The organism is Arthrobacter sp. JCM 19049 (assembly GCF_001310435.1).
Map to the genome: position 1 here is coordinate 1 of NZ_BAXF01000019.1, position 16526 is coordinate 16526.

Consider the following 16526-nt stretch of genomic DNA (forward strand, 5'->3'; position numbering starts at 1 on the left):
CACCGCCGGATCCCCAAACCCGGACAGCGGGTTTTGAAGTTCTCCGGCATAGAGCAGTCCCGAGGACTGGTCGCTCAAATCCAGCATCTGCTGGTTGTTGCGCAGCTGCAGCCGGTTCAGGCAGGAGAGCGGGAACGCTTCGGTGAACAGTCCCAGCGCGTCGAAGTGCTGCGCCTGGGCCGGGTTTTGGCGTCGGTAACGCAGCAGCCGTTCGGCCACCAGCGCCCAAAACTCCTCCTGGGCCAGCAGCCCCTCGGCATCCAGCAGCGGAGCCAGGAAGCGGAAGAAGGAGTCAAAGACGTCGGTGAACACCGAGAGCACCGGATCCCCGCCGGTGCGCACCCGCCGGATGTGCTCGGGCAGCTGCACCCGGTCGGAGAGCACCGCGATCTCCTCACCCAGGTCCTTGAGCAGCACCTTGTCCACCGCCCCGTCGCGCAGCACCAGGATCACGTTCTCCCCGTGCGGCATGAACACCAGGTCGTAGGCGCCAGGCAGTGCACCAGCGGGATCAGGTAGGCGTCCAGGTAGCGTTCCATCCAGGTACGCGCCGGCAGCCCGCTGCGCCGGATCAAAGCCCCAACGAAGCTGTGGCCCTGCCCGTCAACATGCAGCAGGCTCGCCATGGTGGCCAGGTTCTGCCCCGGTTCCAGTGCCTCCAACGGGGATTCACGCCACAACGCGGCGAGCATCTTGCGTTGCGCGGCGCCCGGGATGGTGGCCGCCTCGTACTGCCGGTTGCGGTAGCCGACCGCCGCGACCTCGCGCAGCAGCCCCACCGGGGCGTCGCGCAGGAACTCATCGGTGTCGAACAGCTCCTGCAGCCATTCGTTGATCGCCGGGGTAACCTGCATGTAGTCGGCGCTCAGTCCGCGCATGAACCCCATGTTCAGGATCGACATCGCCGTTTTCACATAGTGGCGCCGCGGGTGGCTGAGATTGAAGAACGTGCGGATCGACTGCTGCGGCTGGTAGCGGTCCGCCCCGTGGCCCAGCCAGAGCAGCTCACCACGGGCCACGTCGTTGGCGAACGTGGTCGCCAGGCGGTGCTCCCACTGCCAGGGGTGCACCGGATCAGCAGGTACTGATCCGGGTCCCGATCGGTGCCGGCCAGCAGGTGTTCCAGCTGCCCGCGCAGCCTGCGCAGCTCCGTCGCGCCCAGCTGCTGTCGCAGCAGGTGATCCAGTGCCTGGACCTGGGGCTGTGTTGCACCAAGGTGGGTGAAGGTGGCCCGGTTATGGTGGGCCGCCACCCAGCCAAGGGGGTTTCGGCCCCGGTTTCCGGGGCATAACGCAGATAGTCCCCGCGCCCCACCCCGATGCGTCCGTTGTTGGCCACGAAGCACGGGTGCCCCTCGGTCATCGCGGCCTCGATGCGCTGGAAGGACTGGGCGGGGGTGCCGGCGAACTCGGCCAGCTGCCCGCTGTCCTGCTGCGCGTGCTGCTGCTTGTAGCAGTGGCTGGCCAGGGTGCTGGTCAGCTCCTCCACATAGGTGGGCAGCTGCTGGGGGCTGAGGGTCAGCTCGTGGGCGAACACCGTGACGAAGTCCAGCACGTCCACGGTGTCCGGCCGCCACGTCTGATCGGTGTAAACCCAGTGGCGCAGCGAGGCCAGCTGCACCTGCCAATGCTCCAGCAGGTAGCGGCGGGCCTGGAATTCGTAGCGGTGCCCGTGCCCCTCAACCCGGTAGCGGCCCTCCGACAGCGGTTGCGGGTGCAGCAGCCGTTCATGCTGAACTCGCCAATGGCCTTGGCCAGCAGGTGGTGGTGGGCCTGCTGCCAGTGCCCGGGCCGCAAATGCCCGGGGGAGGGGACCAGCGGTGGCCTGTTCAAAGTCGGCCCGGGTGCAGAGCGAGAGCAGTGCGTGCTTCTGCGACCCGTCCGCTTCGGTGAGCCGCACCTGGCCCGCCGGGCGGAACCCAACCCGGGCGTCAGTGCCTGGATCGGCTTGTTGGCCAGGTCGGGTTCCACCACCACCCGTTCGGTGCCCGGCCCGGTGAATGCGTGGGCCAGTGCGGCGGTCATCGCCGCCAGCGTGAAACCGGGTTCTGCCGCGGCCGGTGGGGCGGGGACCAGCAGGTGCAGTCCCACATCCCCGGGCACCACGTGGTAGGCCTCGGCCAGCGGGGAGGTGGCCGGGTCATAGAGCTCGACCAGGAAGCGCGGTTGCCCGTCCCGCTGCCCAAGCAGCACCCGGTAGTCCTTCGTGGCCAGCAGTTGGCGGTATTCCTCCTGGACCCGTTGCCTGCTGGCCCCGGTCAGACCCCAGAAACAGGCCTGTTCGGTGCTCACCCAGCGGTGCAGCAGCGCCGCATCCTCGGGCAGCCGCAACGGCCGGAAGCTGAAATCGGTGGTGTTCATCGTCAGTCTCCTAGTCCTTCAGCACGGTGTTGGATGCTTCCCGGTGTTCGGTGGGCAGGCCTTCGAGCCCGGCGGCCCCAAACCGCTGGAACGCGATGCGCTGCTCCACCGGGTAGGCTTCGCGTCCGGTGATCCGGTTCAGCAGCACCGAGTTGCGGTATGCGCCCATGCCCAGGTCCGGGGCGGTGAACCCATGGGTGTGCAGTTCGGCGTTCTGCACGAAAATGTCCTGGTGCACACCCACCGCATAGTTGCGGTCCACATCCAGCCGCCCGTCCGGCAGCCGGCGCAGCCGCGAGTCGATGCCGGAGAGGAAGTCCGGGGCCCCGGTGCGGTAGCCGGTGGCCAGCACCAGGTGTCGGTGCCAAAGCGCAGCTGACGGTGGTCATCCTCGTGGCGCAAAGTCACCTGCAGTGCGTCTTCGGCGGTGCCGGATCCGGCCTCGATGGCGGTGGCAGTGCAGCCGGTGCGCAGATGCACCGGCGGGCGGCCGTGCACGCTGCGCTGGTAGAGCTGCTCGTGGATCTCATCGATCAGGTCGGCGTTGATGCCCTTGTACAGTCCCTTGTGCCGGGCGGAGAGTTCATCGCGCCGGCGCATTGGCAGGGCGTGGAAGTGGTCGATGTACTCCGGGGAGGTCATCTCCAGGGTGAGCTTGGTGTACTCCAGCGGGAAGAAGCGGTTTGAGCGGGTGGCCCAGACCAGGTGGTCCTCCTGCGGCAGGTGCTGCAGCAAATCCAGGAAGATTTCTGCCGCGCTTTGACCACTGCCCAGTACCGTGACGACCTTTGGGCGCTCGCCGTCGGCGCTGAGCAGCTCCGGGCGGGAGAACACGTAGCGGCTGCTGTGCACCAACCGCCCGGTCGCCTGGGCGGCCTCGTTCGCGATCGGCGGTACGTAGGGCTGGGAACCGGTGCCGATGACCAGCCGGTCGGCGCTGATCGTGGTCATGCCGCGATTGGTGAGCACCAGCAGGAGGTAGCGGCCGTTGGCGTAGCTGGCCTGCATGACGCGGTGGCCAAAGCGCACGCTGGACAGCTCTTCGGCGGCCCAGGCCAAATAGTTGCTGTATTCGTTGCGCAGCGCGTAGAAGTTCTCCCGGATATAGAACGGGTAGATCCGCCCGTGCTGCTTCAGGTAGTTCAAGAACGAATACCGACTGGTCGGATCCGCCATGGTGACCAGGTCCGCCATGAAGGGCACCTGCAGGTGCGCCCCCTCCAGCATCATTCCCGGGTGCCAGGCAAAATGGTCATCGGCCTCCAGTACGGCCAGGGACAGATCCTGCAGGGGTTCGGCCAGTGCCGCGAACCCCAGGTTAAAGGGTCCGGCCCCGATGGCCACGACGTCGAAGTGTTCTGCCGGAGTGCGGGATGTCCCGGAAGCGCTCTGGGCGGTGTGCTTGGTCATGGGCGTCCTTTCGCGAAGTTCTCGGCGAGCAGCTCGTAGCCGGCCTGGCAGATCAGGTCGAGGATCTCCTCCAGGTCCCGCACCGTGGTGTTGGGGTTGAGCAGGGTCAGCTTCAGCAGGCGACGCCCTTGCACGGTGGTGGCGGCGACCATGGCCTGGCCCCGCTCGTACAGCCGCTGACGGATCGCGTCATTCAGCGTGTTCGCGTGGTGTTGGGGCAGCGGCTCGGTGGGGTGGTTGAAGCCAAACACCACCGTGCTCAGCTGCACCGGTGCTTCAAGGCACAGCTCGGCGCGCACCCCGATCAGCTCCTGCGCTTCGCCCGCCAGCTCAATGACCCGGTCGAACATGGTGCCGATGGCTGACGCGCCGATCGTGCGCAACCCCACCCAGAGCTTGAGCGCGTCAAACCGCCGGGTGGTCTGCAGCGACTTGTCGACCTGGTTCGGGGTTTGCGCCGCGGCGGCCCGGGGGTTGAGGTATTCGGCGTAGTGCCTGATGGAGTCAAAGTCCGTCCCCTCGCGAAGGACCAGCGCACTGGAGCCGATGGGCTGAAAGAAGGACTTGTGAAAGTCCAGTGTGACCGAGTCGGCCTGTTCGATGCCAGCCAACCGTTGCCGGTGGCGCGGTGATACCAGTAGACCGCAGCCGTAGGCCGCGTCAATGTGCAGCCAGGCCCCGAACCGGCGGGCGAGGCCGACAGATCCGAGAGGGGTCGATGGCCCCGAAGTCAGTGGTGCCAGCGGTGGCGGATATCGCCATCGGCACCAGTCCGGCGGCCACGTCCCGCTCAAGCTGCTCGCGCAGAGACACACTGTCCATGCGGTGGCGGGCATCGGTGGGAATGCTGTGCACCGCGTCCTGTCCCAGGCCCAGCAGCATGGCGGCATTCGCGATGCTGAAGTGGGCGTCGGCGGAGGTGTAGATGCGCAATTGCGAAAGCCGGTGCGGCAACGGGCCGTCCAGACGGGCCACTGCCCGATTCCGCGCAATCAGCATCGCCTGGACGTTGGATTGGGTGCCGCCGGAAGTAAAGATGCCGTCCGCCCGTGAGACAGTAAATCCGATGAGCCCGGCGCTCCACTGCACCAGGCGTTGTTCGATCAGGGTTGCGCCGGCGCTCTGGTCGAAGGTGTCCATGGACGTGTTCACGCTGCTGACGAACGCCTCCGCGGCCACCGACGGGATGAGCACCGGGCAGTTCAAATGCGCGGCGTACTTCGGGTGGTGGAAGTACACGGCATCACGCAGGTACAGCTCCTCCAGTTCGGAAAAGACCTCAGCGCTGGAACCCAGCGGTGTCTCCAGATCAACGGCCTCGATGCGTGGTGCCAAGTCGGTGGGGGAGGGGCCGGTGGTGGGGGAATTGACCTGTTGCAGTTGGCGCGTGGCCCGATGAAGCGCGTCTTCGGCTTCCTCGCGGAATCGTGTCGCGGTGGCGCCGCACAGCAGCGTGTCCTCGGGCGTGGTCGGTTGCCGCCGTTGTGGCCGCAGAGTCTGAAGGGAGGTGCCCATGGCGTAGTCCTCAAGTTGATTACATGATGTTTGGTCAGGCTTGCCTAACGCGAACTCATTAACATCACAACTAGGTAACGTATTGCAAATTCGATGCAGATCAACTTGAAATCGACTCGGAGTTTTCTGACATTCACGCTGAGGAAGGATGCAGTGATTTAGGATGCCCGTCACCGACGGCATGAAGACCGTAATGTGAAGCTCCCGCGGCTCTGCCGCGACTGCGAAGCCATGGATGCCCAGGGTCTCAACGAGGGCACTGCGGCCTGTTGGATTCGGTGTCAGAGATCAGCGGGGGGAGTGCGCAAGGAGCCTCGCCGCAGCAGGAGAAAACTCAAAGTGCCCATGGCACACAACAGACACCAGGACAGCAAGGATGCCCAGATTCCCACGGTTGAGCCAATTGCGCCACCCGCCAGGGAGCCGACCGGCACCGCACCGAAGGTAAACAGGCGCCGGGCGCTGCTGACCCTGCCCACGAACGCCGGGTCAACGATCGTCGTCACCCACGACATGCTGGCAATGTTGAAGATGACCAGTACCACGCCCCACAATAGAGACTGGGCCAGCAGCAAGGCCAGGGACACGTAAGGCACCGTGAAATAAGAGGTGAACACCAGCCCTGCGAGCAGGAGCTGGAACAATCCGGTCAGCACCGTCAAGCGAGGCAGCGCCATGCGCTGCACTATCCGCTCCGAAACGGCCGCGCCCAGCAAGCCGCCCACGGCCCCGAACGCAGTAATCACGCCAAACCACTGCGGTCCCAGACGAAGATGGCGCAGGATCAGGATTGACTCAACAGCCGCACCCACCGCCAAGCCCGCATTGCACAAGGTCACCAGGCCGTGACCGCCAGCAGTCGCCGATCAGCAAACAGCAGTGTCAGTCCGCTGCGCCAATTGCCCTGGGGCTGCGGGCGGGGCGATTCAATCGAGGTGCCGGAGGCCGAACTATGGTTGCGGATGGGCTGGGCCAGCAGAAGCGCCGCGGAACCCAGGCCGGCAGCCAGGGCCATCAGCGTGCTGGCTCCCAGCTGGCTGATCAGCAGCCCAAAGAATGCGGGAATGATGATGCTCAGGGCCTGGTCCGCGGCGGTGAGCCGGGCGACGAGCCTGGTGATTCCGCTCGTCGACTTCGTCGGATCATTGAGCCCGGGCACCGCAGAGATCTGCGCGGTTTCAACCACCAGGTTGCCCAGTCCCATGACCGTGACCAGCAGCAGGACGGCGGGTACGGTCAATTGGTTGGTGGCCAGCAGCAGGGTCAAGACCAGGAGCAGGGCAAGCTTTCCGGCCAACCCCACACGCAACCAGCGCAGGGCGCCGTGCCGGTCCACCAGATGTCCCACCGGGATCGCCGCAACAACAAACGCCACCGATCCAAGCGCGTTGAGCGCGCCGATCTGAAAGGCGCTGGCCCCAGCATCGTTACCAAGACCAGGTCGATAATGAAGTCGGCCGCAGCCCGCCCTGCGGCATCCGTGGAGTTGGAGGAAAGCAGGAATCGCTGCGAACGGGCCAATGGGTCAGCCATTTTCCTGCCTCCTTCCGCCTCGTTACAGTCTTCTGCAGCCAAGCCGCCGATCCTTTGGAGATTACCAGCAGGTCATCCACCGGACTGGATAAAACCCCTACTCGTTGCGCAGACAGTGTCCAGGAAAGAGCGGTGGCGCAACAGGTAACGGTCCGGATCAGCCACTAATGTGGAGAGGGTTGAAACCAGCGAACGTAAGGCGACCCGAAGAGTGAAACTCGTCATCGATGCCCGCTATACCCGTATCAATCACCATGATGGCATCAGCCGGTATACGGCAGGTTTGATTGAGGCCGTGAGCAAGCGGGCGGATGTCACCATGCTCGTCAGCGACCTGCGCCAATTATCGATGTTGCCCGACGTTCCCTACCTGAAGGTCACTTCTCCCACCTCGCCCCTGGAACCACTGGTGGCGTTGCAGGTCAACAAACTGCGTCCGGACGCCGTGTTTTCACCCATGCAGACGATGGGAACGCTGGGTCGCAAGTTCCCGGTGATCCTCACCCTGCATGACCTGATTTACTATGCGCACCCGCGGCGCCCAAGTTTCTGCCGGCTCCCATCCGGGCGGGCTGGTTCCTGTTCCATCAGGTGTATTGGCCACAGCGGCTGCTGCTCAATCGGGCGGATGCGGTTGCCACGGTCTCCAGCACCACGGCCGGGCTGATGAAACGCCATCGGTTGACCAAGAAGCACATTGGGCTGGTGTCTAATGCGCCCACCGGCCAGGCGGCTCCGCGAGCCCAGGATGTGAAGCCGGAAAAGTCCCTGCTGTATATGGGCTCGTTCATGGAATACAAGAACGTGGAGACCTGATTAGGGCGATGGCCTGCTTGCCGGAGCACAGCTTGCATCTGCTCAGTCCAATCAGCGCTGCGCGGCGCAGCGAACTGGAGGCGTTGATTCCCGCGAGCGCAACGGTGACCTTCCATGACGGGGTCAGTGAAGAGGCGTATCAGGAACTGTTGGCCCAATGCACGGCCCTGGTCACTCTGTCCCGGGAGGAAGGCTACGGTTTGCCGCTGGTGGAGGCGATGAGTGTTGGGACTCCGGTTGTGGTGACGAACATGCCGATCTTTAGGGAAGTCGCGCAGGAAGCGGCACTCTACGTGGATCCGGATGACGCCCCGGGATTTGCCCGGCAGATCCAGCGTCTCGATGACTGGGAAGTGTGGAAGGAATATTCGCAGCGATCCCTCGAACGGGCCGCCGATTACTCATGGGACGAATCTGCCGAACAACTGATCGATCTGGCCCAGTTAGCGATCACTGAATACCGGAAGCGGAAATGAGACCACTGCCTGGTTTTTCGGGCTTTCATAACGGTCGACCGGGCCGAGAAACAATGTCGGTGACGCTCCATTGCTGGATTTGGAAACGGGTCTTGGCCAGTGCTAAGATATTACACGTTGCGATCCTCCATAGCTCAATAGGCAGAGCATTCGACTGTTAATCGAAGGGTTGTTGGTTCAAGTCCAACTGGAGGAGCTTTGAAAGGCCCTGATCCGTGTTTTACGGATCAGGGCCATTGTCATTTCCCCCTGATCTGCCTCCTGCCCGGCGGGCTTTTGGGGCCCAGGCCGGAGGCGGATCATCCTAAGCCGCAGCAAAACGTGAGCTCAAAGGCCTATCTTCGGCGCGGGGATCGCTCCTACGATGGGCATACACCACGAAAAGGGGAGATGACATGAACTCCGTTGAAGTCCTCAAGGACTTGGCCTACCGTCCGCTCGAAGCCGCAAAATCCATTGAAGACCAGCTCACCGCCGAGAATCTGAACTGGCACCCCGGCCACGACAACTCCATCGCGTGGCTTCTGTGGCATTCAGCACGGGAAATCGATGTTCAGCTTTCCCAGCTCAGCGGCAAGGAGCCGGTGTGGACGGCGCAGGGCTACCAAGAGCGCTTCGACCTGCCTCTCGCCGAGGATGACATGGGTTTCGGGCACAGCCCCGAACAGGCGCGCAGCGTCGTCGTCGAGGATCCGCGCCTGTTGATGGAGCACCTCGAAGCCGTGATCAACGCCCAGCTGGACTACCTCAATGTCCTTAGCGACGGTGAGCTGGCGCAGATTGTGGACCGGCGCTGGGAGCCGCCGGTCAGCCGTGGGGCCAGGCTGCTCAGCATTTCATTGGATGCCTTCGCCCACGTTTCCCAGGCGCAATACATCCTGGGGATCCAGCGCTAGGGAACGAAGCGGTGAACAAGCCGCGAAGAGGCAATGAATCCTCGCGCGATGCCGCCCAGGGGACTGGTGGCCCGCCCCCCGGCCGAGCGCCGGTTCACACCCGAATTCTGTTCGGGGAATTGATCAAACCCTCCAATCTGCTGGTAAATGCCGGAAATGCGGTTCATTAGACGATAGACTGGCGAATCGATGATACGTACAGCGCAAGTTGGGGGTTCTCATACCGTGGGTTTACCTCTTGAGGCTGAGTCCGAATCAGCGGTCGGGGTGTTAGTTTTGAACCACCGGTCGCTTGGCGATCGAGAAAACTGGAGAAACCATGTCTGAAGAAGGATCGACGCGAGTAGGCGGAAATCTGAAAACCAGCATCAAGAATGCCAAGGAGCAGGTAGAGGGGCTCAAGGAGCTGGTCCCACAGCAGCTGTCCGATGAGGCGAAGCTGGCGACCACCCTCCTGAAAGACAAGGGCATCCGCATGGGCGTCGCTGTCGGCCTTGCCGTCGGCGCGCTGGTTGTGCTGTTGCTGTTTGTGATCGCTGTAGTGGTCACCCTGGTCAACGTGTTGGCAATTTGGCTGCCCGGATGGGCTGCCGCGCTGATTGTTGCCGGGTTCTTCCTGCTTGTCGCTTTGATTCTGGGCTTGGTGGGCTACCGCAAGATCAAGAAGGCGCTGCCGCTGACTCCGGACGCTGCGATTCGAGGCATCCGCCACGATATCGGCGTGCTGAAGGAAGGCAGCGAGTTCGACGAGTCGAGCCTGGATGAACCGCGCAAGAAGAAGTCCAAGGACGACGAGCACGACAAGGACGGCAAGGACAAGGAACCGAAGCTCCGGCACCGAGCGCCGACGAACTGATCCTGCGCACCAAGCGCCGCCGCCGCCAGATCCAGGCGCTGCGTGACAACCTCGAAGAGAGCATGCGCGGCCCAAAAGCTAAGGTCGATCGCGCCCGTCGCATGGCCGACCAGGCGGGGTCGACTGTCTCGGACGCCGCGGCGAAGGCCCGCAGCTTCGTACTGCCCTCCTCCACCACGGGGGGGCAGACCGATCAGGAACGCGCCACCCAGGAGCGGATGGAGAAGGCCAAGCCCTTCGCGCTGATCGGTGCCGGTGCGCTGGCGCTCGTCGGCGGCTGCGCAAGCTGCTGCGTAAGTCCTAGCCTGCTTCGGATGCCGGCTGCCCCGGGCGGGGCAGCCGGCCCGGTCTGACGACCAAGGTCCACTCCAGTAACTGAATGTTCGCGACCAGACCGGGCGGACACCAGTGGGTTGACGTCGTTGCCGGTCACGAGCTGAGGAGATAGCACGGCCATGGTTTGGACCGCTGTAGCTGCCGCGTTATGTGGCGCTGTATGCCTGGCCTTCGGCGCACACTGGCAATCCGGGGCGGTGCGGACGCAAACCGGCGGGCTGAACCTTTCCTGGGGCAACATTCCGGCACTGCTGGCCAACCGACGCTGGGTATTGGGTACCCTGCTGCTGGGTGCCGGCACCGTGCTGAACGTCTACGCCCTGGCCAGCGCCCCGCTGACCGTTGTCCAGCCCATCGGCGCCATCGCGCTGGTGATCACCGCGGTGGTCAACGCGAAGGAAAACAACCTGAAGATGAACCGGCCCACGGTGCTGGCAATCGTTAGCTGCATGGTCGGTTCGGTGGGCTTCGTGCTGCTGGCCATCAACGTCACCACCCGCAACAGTGACGCCTCCCCGCAGCAGACCCTGCTGATCGAGATGATCCTCTCCGTACTGGTGGTCTTCTTCGCCGTCTTCGGTTTCCTGGGACGCCACAAGTTTGGGCCGTTCTTCTACATCGCCGGGGCCGGGGTGCTCTTCGGGTTCGTGGCGGTGCTGGTGCGCACCATCGCCATCGCGCTGATGCACCTGGAAGAGTTCAAGTTCGCGAACCTGCCCTGGCTGGCCCTGGGATTCGTGGTGATCGCCGGGCTGCTGGCTCCTACTTCGTGCAGAACGCCTATTCCAAGGGCCCGCCGGACTTGGTGATTGCGGGGTTGACCGTGATCGACCCGATCATCGGCATCGCCATCGGCATCTCGATCCTGAACGAACTGCGCCCGGATGTGCCAGGAGTCATCGGCGTGGTGATGGGCATCGCCGGCCTGCTGGCCATCGTCGGGGTGGTGGCCCTGTCAAAGCACCATCCAGATGTGATTGAACAACGCGCCAAGAAGCTGCTGCCGGGGGAATGGACAAGCGTGACGACGCCGACAACTGAACTGATAACTGACCACACGCCTACAAGCAAGGAAGACTGCGTGGCCGAGGAAAAACCGCTGACCATCGTCATTGCCGCCGACACCTACCCGCCGGATGTCAATGGCGCGGCGACGTTCTGCTACCGGTTGGCCACCGCGATGCATTCGCGCGGTCATCGGGTCCATGTGCTGGCCAGCCGGGGCAACAAGGGAAAAACCTACACCGAGGTGCGTCCCGAGGCGATCGTGCACCGGCTCGAATCCCACGCCGTGCCCACCCACGACTACTTCCGCATCACCTACCGTGGGAGGTCAACAAGCAGATCCAGCGGCTGCTGCGGGAGATCGGGCCCGATGCGATTCATGCCCAAAGCCACTACATGATCGGCCGGGCTGCGCTGTCCTACGGGCGCAGCAAGAATATCCGCACCGTGGCGACCAATCACCTGATGCCCGAGAACCTGAACCCGTTCCTGCCCTTCCCGCAGTGGTTCAACAACCTGTACTTCCGCTACTCCTGGTGGGACATGGGCAGGGTCTTCAACCGCGCCGAGGTGATCACCACCCCCACCCCCTTGGCGGCCAAGGCGATGCGCGAACGCGCCGGCCTGACCCGGGTGCGTCCGCTGTCCAACGGCATTGAGGTGGGCAACTACGAGCTCACCGAAGGTGAGAGTGTGCTGCGCAATGAACAACCCACCATCCTGTTCGTCGGGCGCCTGGCCGTGGAGAAGAACGTCAACGAACTGATCGAGGCGCTGCCGCTGATGAGGCAGGTGCCCAACGCCGTACTGGAGATCGTTGGCGGCGGCGAACAGCGCAGCAAGCTTGAACAGGTGGCCAAGGAACAGGGTGTGGCGGACCGGGTCAAGTTCTTCGGGCATATCAGCGACGAGGAATTGCGCGAGGCCTACCTGCGCTGTGACCTGTTCTGCCAGCCGGGCACCGCCGAACTGCAGTCCCTGGTCACCTTGGAGGCGCTTTCTGCCTCCAAGCCCGTGGTCCTGGCCAACGCGTTGGCGCTGCCGCATTTGGTGGATGAAGGGATCAACGGCTACATGTTTCAGCCCGGTGACCGCAAGGACCTGGCCGAAAAGCTGGATCGCATCCTGTCACTGGATGAGACGGAGCGCGAGCGGATGGGCAGGGCCGGGCACCGCAAGGTCATGAACCACGCCCAGAAGAACACGATGGACGCCTTCGAGGGCATCTACCGCCGCATGCTCGACGGCTCGGAACAGGTGTGGGACTAAAATCGCGTGACACCCAGTTCCAGGAACCGGATGGTTATGCTCTAGAATATTTCGAGTGTGCTCAACCCCTTGGCTGGTTGGCAGCTCATGTGGGGCGTTAGCTCAGTTGGTTAGAGCAGGGGACTCATAATCCCTTGGTCGCCGGTTCAAGTCCGGCACGCCCTACGGATAGAACACCGGATGCGCTGTGAAGACAGTCATCCGGTGTTTCGCATTCTCAGACGCTGCCCCGGGCAGGTTGAACGACAGGGCAAGGCCGTGGCGCACCCACGTCGCGCCACCGATTGTTCGAGCGTTCGTTGCCTGCCCGTCACGTTGCCTGCCTAGCCTAAATCTTCATGGGCCGGCTTTTTGTTGCGATTGGTGATTCCTTTACCGAGGGCGTGGGGGACTGGGATCCGAGATTTCCCAATGGAGTGCGAGGCTGGGCCGATCGGGTCGCGAAGCAGCTGTCCAAACAGGATCCGCAGTGGCGTTACGCCAATCTGGCGATCCGCAGTCGCCGGCTGGAACGCATCGTCTGCGAACAGGTTGAACCGGCGCTGGCCATGAAGCCGGACGTCATCAGCTTCTACGCCGGCGGCAACGACATCATGGAGCTGCGCAAGGACATGGCGCAGCTGCTCCACTGCTACACCCAGGCCGTGCACCGGCTTGCCGGCTCCGGCGCCCAGGTTCTGCTCTTCACCGGTTTTGACATCCCGGTCCATCCGCTGCTGGCCCCGTTGAAGCGACGCAACTGGAAGTTTAACGAGCGGGTGCGTGAACTGGCCGAACAGTATCCTTCGACCGTGACGCTCGTGGACTACTGGACGTGGAACGCCTACCGGGATCGGCGGATGTGGGACACCGACAAGTTGCACATGAACCGAGCCGGGCACCGCTATATGGCGATTCGCATCCTGGAGATCCTGGGTGAAAACCACCGGCTCTCCTTCGTGCCATTCGACACCCCCGAACGGATGGGTCTGTTGCAGGCCACGCAGCGCGATGTTGAGTGGCTGCGCCAATGGGTGCTGCCCATGTTCGGCCGGCGGATGCGCGGCATCACCTTGGGCGACACCCTGCAGCCCCGTTGGCCTGAACCGATGTATCCGTCCAGGGGCATGAAGAAGCAGTATCGGAAGCGGCTGGCGCGCCAAAGCATCCAACTGCCCTGAGCCGAACCGGTGCAGCCGAACTCCTCCTGAGCCGGGCAGGGGATTCGTTGGCAGCAGCGGCACCGGAACAGCTGCATCAGTGCAGGGGAAGCAGGATCGAGGGGCGCAAGTCTTCGATCAACAACGCCGGGTCAATGTACTCGCCATTCAGCCGCACACCCCAATGCAGGCACCGGCCATCGCAGTGGGCGCCGGAGGCCACCTCACCGATGACTTCCCGTTCCCGCACCGCATCTCCGACCCGCAAGGATGAGGTCACCGGCTCAAAACTGGATTTGAAACCCTGCCCGTGATCGACGACGATGACCGGCCGGTCCGCGATGAACCCGCGATAGGACACCACCCCGCCCTGCGGGGCGAGCACGCTGATGCCGGCCGCCGCCTTTAGATCGACCCCGCGGTGGCCGGGCAACCAGGTCTGCGCCGGACCATCAAATTCACGCAGCACCTGCACATCCCCGGACAGCGGCCAGTGCCATGGCTGATCGAATTCGCCCGCCGTGCCGGAGGGCACCGTGGGCGGGAGGGGGGAGAGGGCCAGCAACACCGCCAAGAGCGGAAGGACGGCCAGGGACCGGAATCTGCGAAAATTTTTCATGCCTCCACCGTGGAGCCGCGTGCCCTGGCCCGGGCGATGGCGGCGACGCAATGTGGGTAACCGGTGTCACTGGATCCACCGGCCCCTGGGCACTGGAGCGCGTGGAGCCGTGTAGTACACTTGGAACTGCAGTTTCGTGCGACAGGTGTGCCCAAAACACCGGTCGCGGATGCGGAATTGACTTCGCGTGCCACGTTTCACGATTCATTTTGTGTCTAGGCCCCAGAGGTCCGAGCAATCGGTGGGGTCAGCCCGCCTGCCGCGTGCAGGCGTGAACGTAGCACTAGGGCGTATGGCCACCAGGGCCTTGCGCGGAAAACCCAAACAACTAGGGCAGTTACCGCGGTCGAAAACCGGCCGGTCCGCTACTGCCGGAAGGAGTTGCGACATGCCAGTCGTAACCATGCGAGAGCTGCTGAACAGCGGCGTCCACTTCGGCCACCAGACCCGTCGCTGGAACCCGAAGATGAAGCGTTTCATCCTGACCGAGCGCAACGGCATCTACATCATCGACCTGCAGCAGTCGCTGTCGTTCATCGACCGCGCCTACGACTTCGTCAAGCAGACCGTCGCCCACGGCGGCTCGATCCTGTTTGTCGGCACCAAGAAGCAGGCTCAGGAAGCCATTGCCGAGCAGGCCACCCGCGTCAACCAGCCTTACGTGAACCACCGCTGGCTGGGCGGCATGCTGACCAACTTCTCGACCGTTTCCAAGCGCGTGCAGCGCATGAAGGAACTGGAAGAGATCAACTTTGAGGATGTTGCCGGATCGGGCCACACCAAGAAGGAACTGCTGCTGCTCAAGCGCGAGCTGACCAAGCTGCAGAACAACCTTGGTGGTATCCGCAACCTGAACCGCACTCCGTCGGCAATCTGGATCGTTGACACCAAGAAGGAACACCTGGCCATCGACGAAGCCCAGAAGCTGGGCATCCCGGTGGTTGCCATCCTGGACACCAACTGCGATCCGGACGAAGTCACCTACCCGATCCCGGCAACGACGACGCCATTCGCTCCGTCAACCTGCTCACCCGCGTTGTCGCCGACGCTGTTGCCGATGGCCTGATCGCCCGCAACAACAAGGCTGCCGGCAAGGCCGAGGGTGCCGCAGAGCCGATGGCCGAGTGGGAGCGCGAGCTGCTCGAAGCCGGTGCCAAGGAAGAGGCTTCGAAGGAAGAGGCCCCCAAGGCCGAGACCGCTACCGAGGAAGCTGCTGAAAAGCCAGCCGCCGAGTAGTCACCTGAATGACTCATGGAGTTTGTCCGTTGATGCTACGTTGAGATCAAGGGCGTAACTCCAGACCCTCTCGTGGGACGGGCCGGGACACCGACCCGTCCCACGAGCGAAATAACTTGAAACCTCCTAGTGAATGGGGAACGCACGTGGCAAACTACACCGCTGCTGATATCAAGGCACTGCGCGAGCGCACCGGCGCCGGCATGATGGACGTGAAGAAGGCCCTGGACGAGGCCAACGGTGACGCCGAGAAGGCCATCGAGATCATCCGCATCAAGGGCCTGAAGGGCGCCACCAAGCGCGAAGGCCGTTCGACCGCTGAGGGCCTGGTGGCCGCCAAGGTCGAAGGCAACGCCGGTGTCATGATCGAGATCAACTGCGAGACCGACTTCGTGGCCAAGAACGACAAGTTCATCGAGCTGGCCAACAAGGTTCTGGATGCCGCCGTGGCTTCCGGCGCCGCCGATGTGGATGCCCTGCTGGCTTACGAGCTGGATGGCAAGACCGTGGGCGACGTTGTTGTTGAAGAGGGCGCCGTGCTGGGCGAGAAGGTCGTCGTGCGCCGTGTGGCCCGCGTCGAGGGCACCAAGGTTGCCGCCTACCTGCACAAGACCAGCAAGGACCTGCCGGCCCAGGTTGGCGTGCTGCTGGCCGTTGACTCGGACTCCGAGGCTGCCGCCACCGCCGCCCACGACGTGGCCGTGCACACCGCAGCGATGGCCCCGACCTACCTGAGCCGCGACGAGGTTCCGGCCGAGCGCGTCCAGGACGAGCGCCGCATCGCCGATGAGACCGCGCGTGCCGAGGCAAGCCGGAGAAGGCCCTGGAAAAGATCGTGGAAGGCCGCCTGACCGGTTTCTTCAAGGAAATCGTGCTGGTGGACCAGGCCTTCGCCAAGGACGCCAAGAAGTCCGTCGGCCAGATCTTCGAAGAGGCCGGCACCAAGCCGGTCGCGTTCGCACGCTTCCGCGTCGGCGCCTAACACGGGCAGCGATCCGCAGCTAGCATAGCCGCCCGGCACGGGCGGCGGGAATCAGGAGGGGAGGTGAGCACCGAGCAT

Annotated in this window: 17 protein-coding genes, 2 tRNA genes and 5 pseudogenes; 13 read left to right on the plus strand and 11 right to left on the minus strand. The window is 63.7% G+C overall.

From position 1 onward, the window contains the following. The 10 genes from JCM19049_RS18025 to JCM19049_RS02175 all read right to left on the minus strand — a co-directional run. Window positions 1-471: ferric iron reductase (locus tag JCM19049_RS18025; RefSeq protein ID WP_279402275.1), on the minus strand; the 471-nt coding region annotated here is incomplete at its 3' end. Next, complete coding sequence (locus tag JCM19049_RS18030) at window positions 450-1070, minus strand: IucA/IucC family protein (RefSeq protein ID WP_279402270.1); 621 nt, start codon at window positions 1068-1070, stop codon at window positions 450-452. The genes JCM19049_RS18030 and JCM19049_RS18025, both read right to left, overlap by 22 nt. Before the next feature lie 4 nt (window positions 1071-1074). Continuing rightward, on the minus strand, window positions 1075-1560 hold the full coding sequence (locus tag JCM19049_RS18035) for an IucA/IucC family protein (RefSeq protein ID WP_279402271.1): 486 nt from the start codon (window positions 1558-1560) through the stop codon (window positions 1075-1077). Continuing rightward, window positions 1518-2360, minus strand: a complete 843-nt coding sequence (locus JCM19049_RS18040) for a GNAT family N-acetyltransferase (RefSeq protein ID WP_279402272.1) — start codon at window positions 2358-2360, stop codon at window positions 1518-1520. The genes JCM19049_RS18035 and JCM19049_RS18040 overlap by 43 nt, the downstream gene beginning before the upstream one ends. Before the next feature lie 10 nt (window positions 2361-2370). Next, window positions 2371-2529 (minus strand): hypothetical protein, encoded by a 159-nt coding sequence (locus tag JCM19049_RS22030; RefSeq protein ID WP_306420631.1) that lies wholly within the window; start codon window positions 2527-2529, stop codon window positions 2371-2373. Next, a complete protein-coding gene (locus JCM19049_RS02160) occupies window positions 2499-3770 on the minus strand; it encodes a lysine N(6)-hydroxylase/L-ornithine N(5)-oxygenase family protein (protein WP_306420632.1) in 1272 nt (423 codons plus the stop codon). The genes JCM19049_RS22030 and JCM19049_RS02160 overlap by 31 nt, the downstream gene beginning before the upstream one ends. Then, entirely contained in the window at window positions 3767-4513 is a 747-nt protein-coding gene (locus JCM19049_RS18045) for a pyridoxal-dependent decarboxylase (protein WP_279402276.1), read from the minus strand. The genes JCM19049_RS02160 and JCM19049_RS18045 overlap by 4 nt, the downstream gene beginning before the upstream one ends. Beyond that, window positions 4431-5285, minus strand: coding sequence for a pyridoxal-dependent decarboxylase (locus tag JCM19049_RS18050; RefSeq protein WP_279402273.1), 855 nt, complete (start codon window positions 5283-5285; stop codon window positions 4431-4433). The genes JCM19049_RS18045 and JCM19049_RS18050 overlap by 83 nt, the downstream gene beginning before the upstream one ends. 281 nt (window positions 5286-5566) lie before the next feature. Next, window positions 5567-6124, minus strand: a complete 558-nt coding sequence (locus tag JCM19049_RS02170; protein WP_054820661.1) for a hypothetical protein — start codon at window positions 6122-6124, stop codon at window positions 5567-5569. After that, a complete protein-coding gene (locus JCM19049_RS02175) occupies window positions 6121-6807 on the minus strand; it encodes an MFS transporter (RefSeq protein ID WP_306420634.1) in 687 nt (228 codons plus the stop codon). The genes JCM19049_RS02170 and JCM19049_RS02175 overlap by 4 nt, the downstream gene beginning before the upstream one ends. Window positions 6808-7029: 222 nt before the next feature. Between JCM19049_RS02175 and JCM19049_RS02180 the strand changes: the two are divergent. The 11 genes and pseudogenes from JCM19049_RS02180 to JCM19049_RS02220 all read left to right on the plus strand — a co-directional run bounded on the left by JCM19049_RS02180 (window position 7030) and on the right by JCM19049_RS02220 (window position 13632). Then, window positions 7030-8110, plus strand: a pseudogene (locus JCM19049_RS02180) (glycosyltransferase family 4 protein). Window positions 8111-8233: 123 nt separating this feature from the next. Then, window positions 8234-8306: transfer RNA gene (locus JCM19049_RS02185), tRNA-Asn, on the plus strand. A gap of 226 nt (window positions 8307-8532) precedes the next feature. Then, window positions 8533-9006 carry a DinB family protein gene (locus JCM19049_RS02190; protein ID WP_306420633.1) on the plus strand — a complete coding sequence of 158 codons (474 nt, stop codon included), beginning with the start codon at window positions 8533-8535 and terminating at the stop codon, window positions 9004-9006. Between the two features lie 292 nt (window positions 9007-9298). Further along, the gene (locus tag JCM19049_RS02195; RefSeq protein WP_279402274.1) at window positions 9299-9862 is read left to right on the plus strand and encodes a phage holin family protein; all 564 of its coding nucleotides are present in this window, start codon (window positions 9299-9301) and stop codon (window positions 9860-9862) included. A gap of 101 nt (window positions 9863-9963) precedes the next feature. Then, entirely contained in the window at window positions 9964-10215 is a 252-nt protein-coding gene (locus JCM19049_RS02200; protein ID WP_054820665.1) for a hypothetical protein, read from the plus strand. Window positions 10216-10317: 102 nt separating this feature from the next. Next, window positions 10318-11186: pseudogene (locus JCM19049_RS02205) on the plus strand (DMT family transporter); the annotation flags it as partial. A 192-nt stretch (window positions 11187-11378) separates the two neighbouring features. Next, window positions 11379-11603 (plus strand): hypothetical protein, encoded by a 225-nt coding sequence (locus JCM19049_RS23020; RefSeq protein ID WP_374700207.1) that lies wholly within the window; start codon window positions 11379-11381, stop codon window positions 11601-11603. Then, window positions 11504-11803, plus strand: a pseudogene (locus JCM19049_RS23025) (glycosyltransferase); the annotation flags it as partial. The gene JCM19049_RS23020 and the pseudogene JCM19049_RS23025, both read left to right, overlap by 100 nt. A 6-nt stretch (window positions 11804-11809) precedes the next feature. After that, window positions 11810-12472 (plus strand): glycosyltransferase, encoded by a 663-nt coding sequence (locus tag JCM19049_RS23030; protein ID WP_374700208.1) that lies wholly within the window; start codon window positions 11810-11812, stop codon window positions 12470-12472. 91 nt (window positions 12473-12563) lie between these two features. Beyond that, window positions 12564-12637 (plus strand) — tRNA-Ile (locus tag JCM19049_RS02215). A 173-nt stretch (window positions 12638-12810) separates the two neighbouring features. Then, complete coding sequence (locus tag JCM19049_RS02220) at window positions 12811-13632, plus strand: SGNH/GDSL hydrolase family protein (RefSeq protein WP_054820666.1); 822 nt, start codon at window positions 12811-12813, stop codon at window positions 13630-13632. Between the two features lie 76 nt (window positions 13633-13708). Here the strand turns inward: JCM19049_RS02220 and JCM19049_RS02225 are convergent, their stop codons facing one another. Further along, window positions 13709-14179 carry a M23 family metallopeptidase gene (locus tag JCM19049_RS02225; protein ID WP_279402278.1) on the minus strand — a complete coding sequence of 157 codons (471 nt, stop codon included), beginning with the start codon at window positions 14177-14179 and terminating at the stop codon, window positions 13709-13711. Window positions 14180-14618: 439 nt separating this feature from the next. On the opposite strand from JCM19049_RS02225, the pseudogene rpsB reads away from it, so the two are divergent. Further along, a pseudogene (rpsB, locus tag JCM19049_RS02230) lies at window positions 14619-15466 on the plus strand (30S ribosomal protein S2). Between the two features lie 146 nt (window positions 15467-15612). Next, window positions 15613-16448 (plus strand): annotated as a pseudogene (gene tsf, locus JCM19049_RS02235) (translation elongation factor Ts). Window positions 16449-16526: the final 78 nt, after the last annotated feature.